Raw genomic sequence first — 13,543 nt, forward strand, 5'->3', positions numbered from 1 at the left:
TCGCGTCGCGGGAAAACTTACGGCAGACTAATTTCTTCACCGGATATTTTCCAGTAGCCTACGGCCTGCTGATCATCCGCACCACGCACCGAGGAGGGGCCGTGACCCAGACCCAACCGGTTGAGACCATCCCTCAACCCCGTCACGCCCCGGTCGCCGTACCGACCGCCGGGCAGCCGTACGAATACCGCCGCAGCCCCCTGGTCGAACCCGACTGGACCCGCTTCCCCGGCTGGCGCCACGTCACCCGCGAGCAGTGGGAGAACGCACAGTGGCAGCGCGTCAACTGCGTCAAGAACATCAAGCAGCTCCGCACCGTCCTCGGCGACACCGTCGACGAGTCCTTCTACACCGACCTCGAGGCCGACCAGAAGGCCCTGGCCACCATGTCCATGCTGGTGCCCCCACAAATGATCAACACCATGGTCCCGTTCGCGCCGATGACCACCGAGGCGTTCCTCGCCGACCCGATCCGGCGCTACATGATCCCCGTGGCCTCCGACCGGCGAACCGACTGGCCTTCCCACCCCTACGCCAGCCGCGACTCCCTGCACGAACACGACATGTGGGTCGCCGAGGGCCTCACCCACCGCTACCCCACCAAGGTCCTCGCCGAGCTGCTCTCCACCTGCCCCCAGTACTGCGGGCACTGCACCCGGATGGACCTCGTCGGCAACTCCACCCCCACCGTCGACAAACTCAAGCTCACCCTCAAGCCCGTCGACCGGTACGACGCCCACATCGCCTACCTCAAGGCCCACCCCGGCGTCCGTGACGTCGTCGTCTCCGGCGGCGACGTGGCCAACGTGCCGTGGCGCAACCTTGAGTCGTACCTGATGCGGCTGCTCGAACTGGACACCGTCCGCGACGTCCGGCTCGCCACCAAGGCCCTCATGGGCCTGCCCCAGCACTGGCTCCAGCCCGACGTCGTCGAGGGCCTGGAGCGGGTCGCACGCACCGCCGCCCGCCGCGGCGTCAACCTGGCCATCCACACCCACGTCAACCACGCCCAGTCGATCACCCCGCTGGTCGCGAAGGCAGCCCAGACCGCCCTCGACGTCGGCGTGCGGGACGTACGCAACCAGGGCGTGCTCATGCGCGGCGTCAACGCCACCACCCCCGACCTGCTCGACCTCTGCTTCGCGCTCCAGGGTGAGGCCGGAATCCTGCCGTACTACTTCTACATGTGCGACATGATCCCCAACGCCGAGCACTGGCGGGTCCCCGTCTGGCACGCCCAGCAGCTCCAGCACGACATCATGGGCTACCTGCCCGGCTACGCCACCCCGCGGATCGTCTGCGACGTCCCGTTCGTCGGCAAGCGCTGGGTGCACATGCTCACCGAGTACGACCGCGAGCGCGGCATCTCGTACTGGACGAAGAACTACCGCACCTCCATCGAGTCGGCCGACCTGGAGGCGCTCAACAAGCGCTACGCCTACTACGACCCGATCGACACGCTCCCCGCCTCCGGCCAGCAGTGGTGGCGCGAGCACCACAACGACTGACCTTCGCCTCCTCAGCTCACTCCGCCAGCCCCCGCATTAGCGGGGGCTGGCGGTTTTTCGGGTCGGGTGAGGCGGGTAGCGGCCGCTACCGCATCCTAGGACACTAGGTGCAGGCGGCGGGCCCCGCGGCTGAGGAAAATCGGTACAGAAATCAATGTTCAGGGTGATCTTGAACGCGGGTCGTGCGGGATGAGACGCGCTGCCGGAACCCTCGACGTTTACGCTGCGGCCGCGACCGCAGCCTTGTCCAGCGTCCGGTACACGGTCGGCCGCGACACGCTGAACAGCTCGACCAGATCCGCGATGGTGTGCTCACCCGCGGCGTGCAGCTTCACGGCCCGGCCCTTTCGGCCAGGCGGAAACCGCCGCGCGCGTCAGTAGCCCACCAGCACGGCTCACAGGTTGTGGTGATCTACCCGGCGAGTCGCCGAACGTCGTCGAGAGTGAAGCCGGCACGCACGAGTTGATCGCCGTCGAGGTGGTACCGGCCCCGCTCGCCGCCCGCCACCTGCAGGTGGGTGGGGCGGACGTCAGCGAAGATCGTGCCCAGGTCAGACACCAGGAACAGCAGCACATGGTCACCGACCGACCAGGGTGTGTGCACGCTGTCCGGATCCTGCTTGCCGGTGTAGTCGTATTCCAGGGCGACGACATCCCCCGCCGGCCCCTTGAGCGTCTCTTCGACGCGAACGCTGGCGAGGATGTACGGCACACCGCCCTGGACCTGGCGGACACCACGGTCCACCCGGGTGACCGTTCCGACGACGATGCGGTCCGCCTGCGCCACCCGTTGCGGAAGTGTCAGCGGCGGTCCCGGCTTCTGCGCGTCGGATCCGGACCCGCTGGATACTGCGGTCGGGCGGGCGAAGTCTCCGGTTGGTTGCCGAACATCGTCTTCCGTCGTCGGGGCGACGGATGGCGGATAGGCGACAACATCCCTCTCCGAGCTTCGCGGTGCGGTGTGCGGCCCCAGAACCACGAACCCGGCCACCCCAGCGGCGAGGGCAATCCCCGAACCGGCCGTGACGAGCACCCGTCGGGGTCCCCGCCACCAGCGCCAAAGTGTGTCGACGCTTGCGCTCCCCGGCTTCCGTCCACCGGCGTCGCGCGCCACTGCCGGGTCGGCCCCAGCCGACAGCTGGGCTGTTGACCGGACCAGGTCGGTCTGGGCTGCCAGCAGGGCCAGCCCTCGCCGGATCGACATGATGTCCCGTTCGGCGTCAGCCCGCTCAACGCAGGGCACGTCCTGGTCCGCCTCCTCGTCCAGTCCGGCCCGCAGGGCACGTTCGCTGTCGTCGTTCATAACACAGTCTCCCTTGGCAGAAGCTCACGCATCGCGCTGGTCGCCCGGTGCAGCCGGGACTTCACCGTTCCCTCAAGTACATCGAGCATCTGCGCGATGTCCCGGACCGGCAGGTCGGCATAGAAGCGCAGGACGAGGACTGCCCGCAGGTCCGAATCGAGGCGACGCAGCCCGACGGCGACGGCGTTGGCCAGCGCGAGGTCCGGATCGCTGGTGAGCGGGACGGGCTTTCGCCGGAGGACGTCCTCGGCAGCCTGCCACCGGCCGCGGCGCCGCAGCCAGTCCCGGGCCAGGTTCGCGGCGACAGCGCACGCCCATGCCGCCCGGTTACGCAAGCCGGCCGGCGCCCGTTCGAGGACGCGAAGCTGGACCTCCTGCGCCGCGTCGTCGATGTCGTCGCCCCGCAACCCGGACAGGTACAGCACACCGCGCACCCGGTCCAGTTCCTCAGGATTGAGCACCCACCGCCTCCTCGCCGCTCGATCCTCTTCACTCCCTAGACGACGCAACCGCGCGGATCGTTCGGCGGCAGCCGAGAAATAGATCCGTCCCTCCATGGGAACCGCCCCGCCAGAGCAAAGGCTCCCGCTACCACATCCGATATCTGACGGCCCGCCGCACCGAACCGACTACCACTCGGATAACCGCAGCAGTACATCGCGCCCGCAGACCGCACCCGACCTCATCCCGCCATCTTGAGAAGTAGGCAAACGAACGGGCGCAAGGCCAGAAGCCAGCCGGACTCGCCCGGACCGTACCGGACAGGACGGAACGCGGGGGACGCTCGTGGGACGAGCAACACAACATCCACAACGGACAGAGCGCCTCCTGGCGTATCGGCGTCGACACCCGCGAGCAAACGGCACTGGTCACCAACGGCCTGTTCGCCCGCATCCGCAACCCGATCTTCACCGGCATGCTCGCCATCACTACCGGCCTGACCGGTATGGTCCCCACCGCCGTCAGCATCCTGACGGCGACGTGCCTGCTCACCGCGGTGCAGATCCAGGTCCGCGCCGTCGAAGAGCCCTACCTCATCACCACCCGCTGGCCGACCTACCTCAACTACGCCGCCCGAGCCGGCCGATTCCTCCCCGGCATCGGCCGCATCAAACCAGCCAGCACCAACCACACGAGCAAGACCAACGCCTAATCGTTGGATTTTCGCTGGAAGCTACGGCCGGGCCTTCACCAGGTGCACCTGCCCCGGCGTGGACAACTTGGGCTCGCCCTTGGCCTTGGCAATCGCCATGCCCCGTCCTTGCCGGCGCCATGTCGATTCCGAAGGATTCTCTGAAGGTCCGCTGGCCGTCCGGCGTGACCTGCAGCGCCCGGCCGGACCCGATCCGCTCGATCAAGTGCCGGCGGAACGCCCAGTCGCACAGCGCCGCCCCAACCGCACCGGCCAGGTGGATCCGCCGTTCCGTCCAGTCCAGGCAGGGCCGAATCATGGGCCTGGATCCTTTACGGGAGGCCAGGTCGATGCCCAGATCGGTGAGCCATGCCAGGCCCGGCTCGGTGATGGCGAGCCCCCGGTCATCGGTGAGGAAACCCCGGTCCGTCATAGCGTCGGCAATGGCCACGCCCAGGGTTCCTGCCAGGTGGTCATAGCAGGTCCGCGCTCGCGCTTCGGCGCCCATCTGTAGCGATTCGCGCAGATTCTTGGGGCTCGGCGTCAGCGGAGAGTATGACGCCAGGTCCTCGATCAGGGCCGCCGCTGTCGGGTTGGCCAGCCGGACATAGCGGTGTCGGCCCTGGCGGTCCTCGGCCAGCAGGCCGCCGGCGATCAGGCGGGTAAGGTGTTCGCTCGCGGTCGACGGTGAGACCCTGGCGTGCCGGGCCAACTCGCCCACGGTCCAGGCTCGGCCGTCGAGCAAGACCATACAGAACGCCGCCCGGGTCTGGTCGGCGAGCAGCGCGGCCGTCTGGGCGAGTGACATGTCCTCATCCTCCCCCTCGGTACAGTTCGGCGAGGGCCGAACTGTATCGCGTCTACCGTCGAGGCATGATCAGCTCCGTGCACGAGTTCGCCCGTTACGCCGACGTGCGGGCCGCCCTCGCCGACCCGCATCTTGTCCCGCCGCCCGCCGCCCGCCGAATCCGGTCCGGTGGGCGGCGTGGCCTGGCTACGTGCCACCGTGGCCCGGTTCAGCTCGGGCGAGACCCATGCGCGGCGTCGGGCACTGGTGGACGCCGACCTCGCCCGCCTGGACCCGCTCGTGCTTCGAAAGGCCATCGCTCTCGATCCCGACGATGACGCTCGCCGGGCCTCGGTCCGGGCCCTCGCCGACGCCCTGGGGATTCCAGAGCCGGACGCGGTCGTGGAGGCGATCACCATCGTGGCGGGGGCGTACTTCGGCGACGCACATGACACTGCCGCCGACCAGGCGGTCGCCAAGGTGCTGACCCTCATGCTTCCCACGGACTGCGGGGATGATCCCGCGCTAGAGGCCGCCGCCAACCGGATCGGACTGCTCGTCCAGGCATGCGACGCCACCGGCAGCCTGATCGACCATGCCAGGCGAGCGGCCGGTGGCCGCCCGGCCGGCCATGACATCGAGACGCTGCTGGTCGAGACCCTACGACACGATCCACCGGTACGTGCGACGTGTCGGATGGCCGTCCGCGATACCCGCGTCGCGGGGGTAGCTATCGCCGAAGGGGAGTTGGTCATCCTGGCCGTCGCCGCAGCCAACCGCGATCCGGAGGTATTCACGGACCCGGAAGCCTTCGACCTTGAACGCTCTGGTCCACCATCGCTGACCTTCGGCAGCCCACCGCGCGTGTGTCCAGGGCGAGACCACGCCATGGCCATCGCTGCTGGTGCACTGAGCAGAGATCCTGATGCTCTGATCACCGACGACCGCACCTCCAACGGAGGGCCATCATGATCAGCTTTGCGGCGCTGCACCACGCCGGTACGCCGCTACTGCTCCCCAACGCCTGGGACCACGCCTCGGCGGTAGCCCTCGCTGCGCAAGGCTTCCCGGCGATCGGCACGACGAGCCTCGGCGTGGCCGCAGCCGCCGGCCTGGCCGACGGTACAGCGGCGACCTGGGACGAAACCCTCCTCCTGGCCCAACGGCTCGGCAAGGGACCATACCTGGTCTCCGTGGACGCTGAGGGCGGGTTCAGTAACGACCCTGGAGAGGTGGGGGAGTTCGCCCGCGACCTGGCGGCGGCCGGAGCGGCGGGCATCAACCTGGAAGACGGCCGGGATGACGGCACACTCACCCCTACCGCCGTACACGCAGCGAAGATCGAAGCGGTGAAAGCCGCCGCACCGGACCTATTCGTCAACGCCCGTACCGACACGTACTGGCTGGGCGGCCGTGAGGCGGAAACCTCACGCCGGCTCGACGCCTACCGGCAGGCTGGAGCGGATGGCGTGTTCGTTCCGGGCCTGTCTGACCTGGCCGGAATCGCCTCCCTGGTGAAGAGGCTCGACATCCCGCTGAACATTCTGTACTCACCCACCGGCCCCTCCGTCGCCCAACTCGGCGAGGTGGGCGTGGCCCGGGTGAGTCTGGGATCACTGCTGTTCCGGGTGGCACTCGGCGCCGCGGTGGACACGGCGGTCGACATCCAGGCGGGCCGTCCGGTGACAGGAAGGGCGCCGACGTACGCCGAGGTACAGGGCCTGACTCCCGATCACCCTCGGCGCTAACTTCTATGCCGATCTTCCTCAACCCCGGCCCGGAGAGGGTTCCCTCCGGGCCCGCCGTGGTCAGGTCACTTCGTGAACGCGTCCCGCACATCCCGGCCGGCGTCCTTGGCATGTTCGCCCGCCTGGTGGGCCCGCGCGTCGCTCTGCTCGGTGGCGCCCTCGGCCCGCATCCGCTCGTTGTCGGTGGCCTCGCCGATCCGCTCCTTGGCGGCGCCGGTCAGCTCCTGGGCCTTGTTCTTCGCCTTGTCGGTGAAGCTCATCTCGGACTCCCTCTGTTCCGGCGATTCCTGGGCCGTGCGGCCCCGTGAGCAGGGATGCCCGACCGCGCGGGTCGGAAACTCCCCCGGTGCGGGTTCACACACCCCGCTGGGCGTCCTAGGAGGCTAGGTGAAGCGGGGTGACGGCGGCCGGGCCTGGTTGACTGGGTGGATGGGAGAGATCATGCTCGTCCGGCACGGCGAGACCGAGTGGAGCGCCAGCCGCCGGCACACCTCGTACACCGACCTGGGCCTCACCCCCGACGGTGAGCGCCAGGCCCGCGCGCTGGAAGGCTTCCTCGGCGGCCGGCGGTTCGCCCAGGTACTGTCCAGCCCGCGCACCAGGGCGCTGCGCACCGCGCGGCTGGCCGGGCTGGCCGTCACCGCCACCGACCCGGACCTGACCGAGTGGAACTACGGCGAGTACGAGGGCCGGACCACCGCCGACATCCAGGCCGACCGACCGGGCTGGGACATCTGGATCGACGGCTGCCCGGGCGGGGAATCCCCCACCGAGGTCGGCGAGCGGCTGGACCGGGTGCTCGGCCGCGTCGCCGCCCTGCTCGACTCCGGGGACGTCGCCCTGGTCGGCCACGCGCACAGCCTGCGGGTGCTCGGCGCCCGGTGGATCGGGCTGCCGCCGGCCGCCGGCGGTCGGCTACGGCTGGACACGGCCACCGTCAGCGTGCTCGGCCACGAGCACGGGCGGCGGGTCATCCAGCGGTGGAACCAGTCGGCTCCCCCGCCGCCCGGGGCCGACGCGGCGGCGGGTCGCCACTGATCTTCGGCGGCCGGTTCTCGTACGGGGTGGACAGGACGACCGTCGTACGGGTGGTGACGTTCGCGGCCGTGCGGATCTCCTGGAGCACCCGCTCCAGGTCCGCCGGGCTCGCCACCCGCACCAGCAGCAGGTAGAAGTCCTCCCCCGCCACCGAGTAGCAGGAGTCGATCTCCGGCAGGTGGGCCAGCCGCTCCGGGGCGTCGTCGGGCTGCGACGGGTCGAACGGCCGGATCGCCACGAACGCCGTCAGCGGCAGCTCCAGCGCCTCGAAGGACACCCGGGCGGCGTACCCCTTGATCACCCCGCGCTGCTCCAGCCGGCGGACCCGCTGGTGCACCGCGGACACCGACAAGCCGACCTTCTCCGCCAGAACCGTGTACGACAGCCGCCCGTCGGCGGTCAGCGCCGCGACGATGGCCCGGTCGATGTCCTCCACGGCCTGCAACCTACCCGTAATCGCGCTCACCCGCGACGAGGGGCCGCCCGGTCGCGCACCGCGTCCGCCGCGTAGTGCAGCACCTCGGCCATGTCCTCCTCGGCCAGGAACGGCAGGTCGGTGAGGATGTCCGTGGCACTCATCCCGTCGGCCATCATGGCCAGGACCGTGGCGACCGGCACCCGGGACTGGCGCACGCAGGGCACGCCGCCCATGACGTCGGGGTCGACGGTGATCCGTTCGAAGTCCATCGGGCCAGGCTAGGCGGTGCCCCTGCGGACCGGCCGTCGGTGGGTCGGTCCCGTCGGTGGGGGGCCAGTCCCAGCAGTCCTGGTTGAGGAAGCGGGCGAAGCCGCGCCAGGAGTTCGGTCCCATCGCCCGTCGATCGGGCCGGTGTAGCCGAACGTGATCCGCAGCCAGTTCTGCATCCGCTTGTAGAAGATCGGCCCCGGGATGCCGTCCTGCTCGGTCGACGTCTTGGGCAGGCCGCGGGCTGTCGGCGTCAGCCGCCGCTTCAGTCCAGGTCTGACATGTCGAGCACGAAGCGGTAACGGACGTCGTTTCGCCGGAGGCGGTCGAGTGCCGTGTCCACCTGCGACGACGGGAGTACTTCGATGTCGGCGGCGATGCCGTTGTCGGCGCAGAACCGGAGCATCTCGGCTGTCGCGCGGCGGCCTCCGCTGCCCGCGGAACTGAGCTTCTTGCGGCCGACAAGCAGGTCCATGGCCTCGACGGTGACTGGGCCCAGGTACCCGACGAGGCTGAGGGTGCCGTCCATCGCCACCATCTTCAGATACGGGGCAAGGTCGTGCGGTGCCGAGATGGTGTCGATGACGACGTCGAAGGTGTCGCGTGCCGCAGCCGTCTGCTGGGTGTCCGTGGAATCGATGAGGTCGTGAGCGCCGAGCCGGCGGGCGTCGTCGCGCTTGTCCCGGGTGCGGCTGATGACGGTCGTGGTGGCGCCGAGCGCCACGGCCATCTTGACCGCGAGGTGGCCGAGGCCGCCGAGCCCGGCCACGGCGACGCGGCTGCCGGGGCCCACGCCGAGAGAGCGCAGGGGTTCCCAGACGGTGACGCCGGCGCACATCAGCGGGGCGGCTGAGGCCGGGTCGAGGTTGGAGGGGAGCGGGTAGGCGAAGGTGTCGCGCACGACGTACTCGCGGGAGTAGCCGCCCAGGGTGATCGACCCGTCCTGCCGGTCGGTGCCGCCGTAGGTCAGGGTCGGGAAGGACTGGCAGAAATTCTCCTGTCCGACCTCGCACATGGCGCACACGCCGCAGGAGTCAACGATGTTGCCCACCGCGACGGGATCGCCGACCGAGAAGGCGGTCACCTCGGAACCGGTCCCGGTCACCACGCCGGTGAATTCGTGACCGGGCACCAGGGGCGCTTTCGGGTGCTGGCCGTGGTCGTGCAGGGCGTGCAGGTCGGAGTGGCACACGCCGCAGTAGTCGACCTGCACCGCGATGTCGTCCGGGCGCAGGTCACGGCGCTCCAGCGACGTGCGCCGCAGCGTCATCGGGCCGGTCGCCCGCCATCCGGTGGTTGTTCGCATAGGTGAATCCTCAAATAGACTGTCCGGTCTGTCGTAGCTTAGGCACGATCGCAGCCGCGAAGCAAACGAACTGTTCTGTTTGCTAGGGTGGGGGCATGCCGGAACAGCCCCAGACCTCGCGAGGCGCCGCGACCTACCGGCGCATCCTGGAGGCCGCCACCGAGGAGTTCGCCCAGCACGGCATCGCCGGGGCGCGCATCGACCGCATCGTGACGGCAGCGCGCACCAACAAGGCGCAGCTCTACGCCTACTTCGGTGACAAGGAACGGCTCTTCGACGCGATCTTCCTCACCTCGCTGGAGCGCATCACCAACGTCGTGCCCATCGACGCCGACGACCTCGCGGACTGGGCCGTGCGCCTCTACGACGAATACCTGCGCCGCCCCGACCTCATCCGGCTGGCGACCTGGACCCGCCTGGAGCGCCGGCCTGCCGGGCACCTCGTCGAGACCCACCAGCACTACGACGATCGCAAGCTCACGGCCATCGCCGAGGCCCAGGACGCCGGGCGGGTGCGCGCGGGTGACCCGTTCGACATCATGGCCATGGTCATCGCCATGTCCATGGCCTGGTCACCGGTCAGCAATGTGTACGCGGCCAGCAGCCAGGAACCCGATGACGTACACGACCAGCGCCGCGTTCTGCTGCGCGACTGCGTCCGACGAGCCACAGCGACCGGCAGCGGCGACGCATCCCCCGCATGACCGCAAATGAAGCCCTCCGGGCGACGGCAGCCGGAGGCTAGCCCCTGGCCAGGTCGCGAGAGATGACCAGCCGCTGGATCTGGTTGGTGCCCTCCACGATCTGGAGCACCTTGGCCTCGCGCAGGTACCGCTCGACCGGGTGGTCGGCCACGTAGCCGGCGCCGCCGAGCACCTGCACCGCGTCGGTGGTCACCCGCATCGCCATGTCGCTGGCGAACAGCTTCGCCTTCGCCGCCTCGATCGAGTACGGCCGGCCGGCGTCGCGCAGCCGGGCCGCGTGCAGCGTGAGGGCGCGGGCGGCGGAGATCTGGGTGGCCGCGTCGGCGAGGATGAAGCCGAGGCCCTGGAAGTCGACGATCGCCCGGCCGAACTGCTGCCGCTCGCGGGCGTAGCCGAGCGCGTAGTCGAGGGCTGCCTGTGCCAGGCCCACGGCGCAGGCGGCGATGCCGAGCCGGCCGGAGTCCAGGGCGGACATGGCGATGGTGAAGCCGGCCCCCTCCCCGCCGATCAGCCGGTCGGCCGGGACGCGGGCGTCGTCGAAGGCGATCTGGGCCACCGGGGACGAGTGCAGGCCCATGGTCCGCTCGGCGGCCTGGGGGATGATGCCGGGGGTGTCGCGGTCGGCGAGCAGGCAGGAGATGCCCTTCGGGCCGGGCCCGCCGGTGCGGCAGAAGATGTTGTAGAAGTCCGCGACCCGGGCGTGGGTGATCCACGCCTTGGTGCCGGTCACCACGTACGCGTCGCCGTCGCGGGTGGCGCGGGTGGTCAGCGCCGCCGCGTCCGAGCCGCCCTGGGGCTCCGACAGGCAGTACGCGCCGAGCAGCTCGCCGCCGATCATGTCGGGCAGCAGCTTGCGCTGGGCGTCGGTGCCGAACTGGGCGACCGGGTAGCAGGACAGGGTGTGCACGCTGACCGCCTCGGCGACGGCGAGCCACCGGCTGGCGAGGATCTCCAACACCTGGAGGTAGACCTCGTACGGCTGGGCGGCACCGCCGTGGGCCTCGGGGTACGGCAGGCCGAGCAGGCCCGCGCGGCCGAGGGTGCGCAGCAGCTCGCGGGGGAACTCGGCGCGCTGCTCGAATCCGGCGGCCCGGGGGGCGAGTTCCCGGTCGGCGAGTTCGGTGGCCAGGTCGAGCAGGTCGTGGGCCTCGTCGGTAGGCAGTATCCGGTCGACAGTCATAGCGCGATGAGCTCCGTGGGGGTGGTGTTGAGCCGGGCCACGCCGTCCGTCGTGCAGACGACGATGTCCTCGATGCGGGCGCCGTGTCGGCCCGCGAGGTAGATGCCCGGCTCGACGGAGAACGCCATGCCGGGTTCCAGCGGCCGGGGGTTGCCGGCGACCACGTACGGGTCCTCGTGGCCGTCCAGGCCGATGCCGTGGCCGGTGCGGTGCAGGAACGCCGGGCCGTACCCGGCGGCGGTGATCAGGTCACGGGCGGCGGCGTCGACGGCCTCGGCGGTGACGCCGGGACGGACCGCGGCGACGGCGGCGGCCTGGGCGGCGTACAGCACCGAGTAGTAGTCGGTGAACTCCGCCGGGGGCGGGCCACCCGCGACGTACGTGCGGGTGCAGTCGGAGCGGTAGCCCGACGGCATGGTGCCGCCGATGTCCACCACGACGGGCTCCCCGGCGCCGATCGGCCGGTCGGAGGTGCCGTGGTGCGGGCTGGCGCCGTTGGGGCCGGCGGCGACGATGACGAAGTCGACGGTAACGTGGCCGGCCGCGCGGATCGCGGCGGCGATGTCGGTGCCGACCTCGGCCTCGGTGCGGCCGGGGCGCAGCCACTCCCCCATCCGCAGGTGCACGGCGTCGATGGCGGCGCCGGCCTCGGTGAGGGCGGCCACCTCGGCCGGGGACTTGCGGATGCGCAGCTCGCGCAGCACGTCGCCGGCGAGGCGCTGGGTGGCTGCGGGCAGCAAAGCACGCAGGGCGAGGACCTGTTCGGCCCACATCCGGTCGGCCAGGCCGACGGCCGCGACCGGCCCGTCGAGGGCGGCGGCCACCAGAGGGTACGGGTCGGTGCCGTCGGGATGGTCGACGATCCGCACGCCGGTGGCCGGGGCGGGGGACGCCTCGGCGGCGGGGCGTTCCAGGGTGGGCACGATCAGCGTGGGCTCGCCCCGGGCGGGCAGCACGAGGCAGGTCAGCCGCTCCCCGGCGTGGGCGTCGTAGCCGGTGAGGTAGCGCAGGTCCGAGCCGGGGGTGAGCAGCAGCGCGTCGAGGCCGGCGGCGGTGGTGGCACGCCGCGCGGCGGCCAGCCGGTCGGCCGGGTACAACTCGTCGGTTCTCACCCGGCCAGCTTAACGGTCGTTTGGTCGCTCCCGGGAGCCGGTGCGGTGCCGAAGCAGCCCGGGCGGCGAGTCGTCCGTCCTGAGCGGACAGGCAGCGGGTACGGGGGCGCGCGGGCGCCAACCGGACGTGTCGGCCGGCCGCCGGGACCGCGTCTGATTGTCTTAGGGGAGACAATCACTGGCCTAGCTAACCCCGCTAGGGGTATACCTATAACATAACCCGTTGCTAACCCCATTGGAGGCGGACGTGCCGAAGATCAACGTGTACCTGCCCGACGAGCTGGCCGACGCGGTCCGGGACAGCGGCGTGCCCGTGTCGGCGGTCTGCCAGCGCGCGCTGGAGCAGGCGGTCCGCCAGGTCACCGCCATCCGGCAGACCGCCCTGGGCGACCTGGGGGCCGACGACCTGGGCGAGCGGCTGCCCCGGTTCACCGCGCGCGCCCGCACCGTCGTCACGCTGGCGATCGACCGGGCCCGCGCCGCCGGCGCGACGTCGGTGGGCACCGGCGACCTGCTGGCCGGCATGCTCGCCGAGGGACAGAACCTTGCGCTGCACGTGCTGCGGGCGATGGAGATCGACCCCGCGCACGTCCAGCGCGACCTGGACCGGCACCCGGCCGCCGAGCCGGGCCCGACGGGCGAGGGCTCGCTGCACCCCAGCACCCCCGCCGCCGGAGCGCTCGAACTGACCACGACCGAGGCGATCGCCCTAGGGCACAACTACGTGGGCTGCGAACACCTGCTCCTGGGCCTGGTCACCGAGCCCGACGGCACCGCCGGGCAGGTGCTGCGGGCGCTGGGCGCCGAGCCCCGGCTGGTGCGGCGGTCCGTGGTCGCCGCCCTGGCCGGCTACATGCACCTGCGCGCCCAGGCCCCCGGTGCCGCGGCCGCCGACCCGACGCGGGCGCTGGCCGCGGCGGTGCACCAGCAGCTCCAGCCGATCGTCGCACGCCTGGAGAACCTGGAGCGGCGCCTCGACGCCGGCCCTGGGCAGCGGTGACCGCAGTCGGCGGTCGCCGATCCGCCGGCCCGGCGTCGAC

The 13,543-nt window shown here is 70.8% G+C and carries 16 protein-coding genes and 1 pseudogene; 7 read left to right on the plus strand and 10 right to left on the minus strand.

Annotation, left to right across the window (positions count from 1 at the left end):
* Positions 1-101: 101 nt before the first annotated feature.
* Complete coding sequence (locus tag OG617_RS31315) at positions 102-1,508, plus strand: KamA family radical SAM protein (protein ID WP_405096491.1); 1,407 nt, start codon at positions 102-104, stop codon at positions 1,506-1,508.
* Positions 1,509-1,726: 218 nt separating this feature from the next.
* Here OG617_RS31315 and OG617_RS31320 read toward each other — a convergent pair.
* The 3 genes and pseudogenes from OG617_RS31320 to OG617_RS31330 form a co-directional block, all read right to left on the minus strand.
* Positions 1,727-1,846: pseudogene (locus OG617_RS31320) on the minus strand (helix-turn-helix domain-containing protein); the annotation flags it as partial.
* Between the two features lie 74 nt (positions 1,847-1,920).
* Positions 1,921-2,541: a hypothetical protein gene (locus OG617_RS31325; RefSeq protein ID WP_405096492.1), complete on the minus strand. Its 621-nt coding sequence runs from the start codon at positions 2,539-2,541 to the stop codon at positions 1,921-1,923.
* Between the two features lie 266 nt (positions 2,542-2,807).
* Entirely contained in the window at positions 2,808-3,272 is a 465-nt protein-coding gene (locus tag OG617_RS31330) for an RNA polymerase sigma factor (RefSeq protein WP_405096493.1), read from the minus strand.
* A gap of 374 nt (positions 3,273-3,646) precedes the next feature.
* On the opposite strand from OG617_RS31330, the gene OG617_RS31335 reads away from it, so the two are divergent.
* On the plus strand, positions 3,647-3,964 hold the full coding sequence (locus OG617_RS31335) for a methyltransferase family protein (RefSeq protein WP_405104024.1): 318 nt from the start codon (positions 3,647-3,649) through the stop codon (positions 3,962-3,964).
* On the opposite strand, the gene OG617_RS31340 is transcribed toward OG617_RS31335, so the two are convergent.
* On the minus strand, positions 3,921-4,751 hold the full coding sequence (locus tag OG617_RS31340; protein WP_405096494.1) for an ArsR/SmtB family transcription factor: 831 nt from the start codon (positions 4,749-4,751) through the stop codon (positions 3,921-3,923). The two genes, OG617_RS31335 and OG617_RS31340, sit on opposite strands and share 44 nt — an antisense overlap.
* A 177-nt stretch (positions 4,752-4,928) precedes the next feature.
* Between OG617_RS31340 and OG617_RS31345 the strand changes: the two genes are divergently transcribed.
* Complete coding sequence (locus tag OG617_RS31345; protein ID WP_405096495.1) at positions 4,929-5,702, plus strand: cytochrome P450; 774 nt, start codon at positions 4,929-4,931, stop codon at positions 5,700-5,702.
* The gene (locus OG617_RS31350; RefSeq protein ID WP_405096496.1) at positions 5,699-6,478 is read left to right on the plus strand and encodes an isocitrate lyase/phosphoenolpyruvate mutase family protein; all 780 of its coding nucleotides are present in this window, start codon (positions 5,699-5,701) and stop codon (positions 6,476-6,478) included. The genes OG617_RS31345 and OG617_RS31350 overlap by 4 nt, the downstream gene beginning before the upstream one ends.
* 65 nt (positions 6,479-6,543) lie before the next feature.
* Here OG617_RS31350 and OG617_RS31355 read toward each other — a convergent pair whose 3' ends face one another.
* Positions 6,544-6,738, minus strand: a complete 195-nt coding sequence (locus OG617_RS31355; RefSeq protein ID WP_396681424.1) for a CsbD family protein — start codon at positions 6,736-6,738, stop codon at positions 6,544-6,546.
* 169 nt (positions 6,739-6,907) lie between these two features.
* Between OG617_RS31355 and OG617_RS31360 the strand changes: the two genes are divergently transcribed.
* Entirely contained in the window at positions 6,908-7,516 is a 609-nt protein-coding gene (locus OG617_RS31360; RefSeq protein WP_405096497.1) for a histidine phosphatase family protein, read from the plus strand.
* Here OG617_RS31360 and OG617_RS31365 read toward each other — a convergent pair.
* The 3 genes from OG617_RS31365 to OG617_RS31375 form a co-directional block, all read right to left on the minus strand.
* Positions 7,449-7,952: an Lrp/AsnC family transcriptional regulator gene (locus OG617_RS31365; RefSeq protein WP_405096498.1), complete on the minus strand. Its 504-nt coding sequence runs from the start codon at positions 7,950-7,952 to the stop codon at positions 7,449-7,451. The genes OG617_RS31360 and OG617_RS31365 overlap by 68 nt on opposite strands.
* A gap of 26 nt (positions 7,953-7,978) precedes the next feature.
* Positions 7,979-8,203, minus strand: a complete 225-nt coding sequence (locus tag OG617_RS31370; protein ID WP_405096499.1) for a DUF433 domain-containing protein — start codon at positions 8,201-8,203, stop codon at positions 7,979-7,981.
* Between the two features lie 263 nt (positions 8,204-8,466).
* Positions 8,467-9,507 carry an NAD(P)-dependent alcohol dehydrogenase gene (locus OG617_RS31375; RefSeq protein ID WP_405096500.1) on the minus strand — a complete coding sequence of 347 codons (1,041 nt, stop codon included), beginning with the start codon at positions 9,505-9,507 and terminating at the stop codon, positions 8,467-8,469.
* Positions 9,508-9,602: 95 nt separating this feature from the next.
* Between OG617_RS31375 and OG617_RS31380 the strand changes: the two genes are divergently transcribed.
* Positions 9,603-10,211, plus strand: coding sequence for a TetR family transcriptional regulator (locus OG617_RS31380; RefSeq protein ID WP_405096501.1), 609 nt, complete (start codon positions 9,603-9,605; stop codon positions 10,209-10,211).
* Positions 10,212-10,248: 37 nt separating this feature from the next.
* Here the strand turns inward: OG617_RS31380 and OG617_RS31385 are convergent, their stop codons facing one another.
* Together OG617_RS31385 and OG617_RS31390 are read right to left on the minus strand one after the other, a co-directional pair.
* Positions 10,249-11,391, minus strand: a complete 1,143-nt coding sequence (locus OG617_RS31385) for an acyl-CoA dehydrogenase family protein (RefSeq protein WP_405096502.1) — start codon at positions 11,389-11,391, stop codon at positions 10,249-10,251.
* Positions 11,388-12,503, minus strand: coding sequence for a M24 family metallopeptidase (locus tag OG617_RS31390; RefSeq protein ID WP_405096503.1), 1,116 nt, complete (start codon positions 12,501-12,503; stop codon positions 11,388-11,390). Before OG617_RS31390 ends, OG617_RS31385 begins: the two co-directional genes overlap by 4 nt.
* A gap of 223 nt (positions 12,504-12,726) precedes the next feature.
* Between OG617_RS31390 and OG617_RS31395 the strand changes: the two genes are divergently transcribed.
* Positions 12,727-13,503: a Clp protease N-terminal domain-containing protein gene (locus tag OG617_RS31395; protein WP_405096504.1), complete on the plus strand. Its 777-nt coding sequence runs from the start codon at positions 12,727-12,729 to the stop codon at positions 13,501-13,503.
* Positions 13,504-13,543 lie beyond the last annotated feature (40 nt).

The organism is Micromonospora sp. NBC_01412 (assembly GCF_045040215.1).
GTDB lineage: Bacteria > Actinomycetota > Actinomycetes > Mycobacteriales > Micromonosporaceae > Micromonospora > Micromonospora rubida.

What these genes read in the sequence shown, in the direction of transcription:
- OG617_RS31340 (WP_405096494.1), bottom strand. Translation starts at nt 4,751, where the DNA reads ATGTCACTCGCCCAGACGGCCGCGCTGCTCGCCGACCAGACCCGGGCG.
- OG617_RS31350 (WP_405096496.1), top strand. Translation starts at nt 5,699, where the DNA reads ATGATCAGCTTTGCGGCGCTGCACCACGCCGGTACGCCGCTACTGCTC.
- OG617_RS31355 (WP_396681424.1), bottom strand. Translation starts at nt 6,738, where the DNA reads ATGAGCTTCACCGACAAGGCGAAGAACAAGGCCCAGGAGCTGACCGGC.
- OG617_RS31360 (WP_405096497.1), top strand. Translation starts at nt 6,908, where the DNA reads ATGGGAGAGATCATGCTCGTCCGGCACGGCGAGACCGAGTGGAGCGCC.
- OG617_RS31370 (WP_405096499.1), bottom strand. Translation starts at nt 8,203, where the DNA reads ATGGACTTCGAACGGATCACCGTCGACCCCGACGTCATGGGCGGCGTG.
- OG617_RS31375 (WP_405096500.1), bottom strand. Translation starts at nt 9,507, where the DNA reads ATGCGAACAACCACCGGATGGCGGGCGACCGGCCCGATGACGCTGCGG.
- OG617_RS31380 (WP_405096501.1), top strand. Translation starts at nt 9,603, where the DNA reads ATGCCGGAACAGCCCCAGACCTCGCGAGGCGCCGCGACCTACCGGCGC.
- OG617_RS31385 (WP_405096502.1), bottom strand. Translation starts at nt 11,391, where the DNA reads ATGACTGTCGACCGGATACTGCCTACCGACGAGGCCCACGACCTGCTC.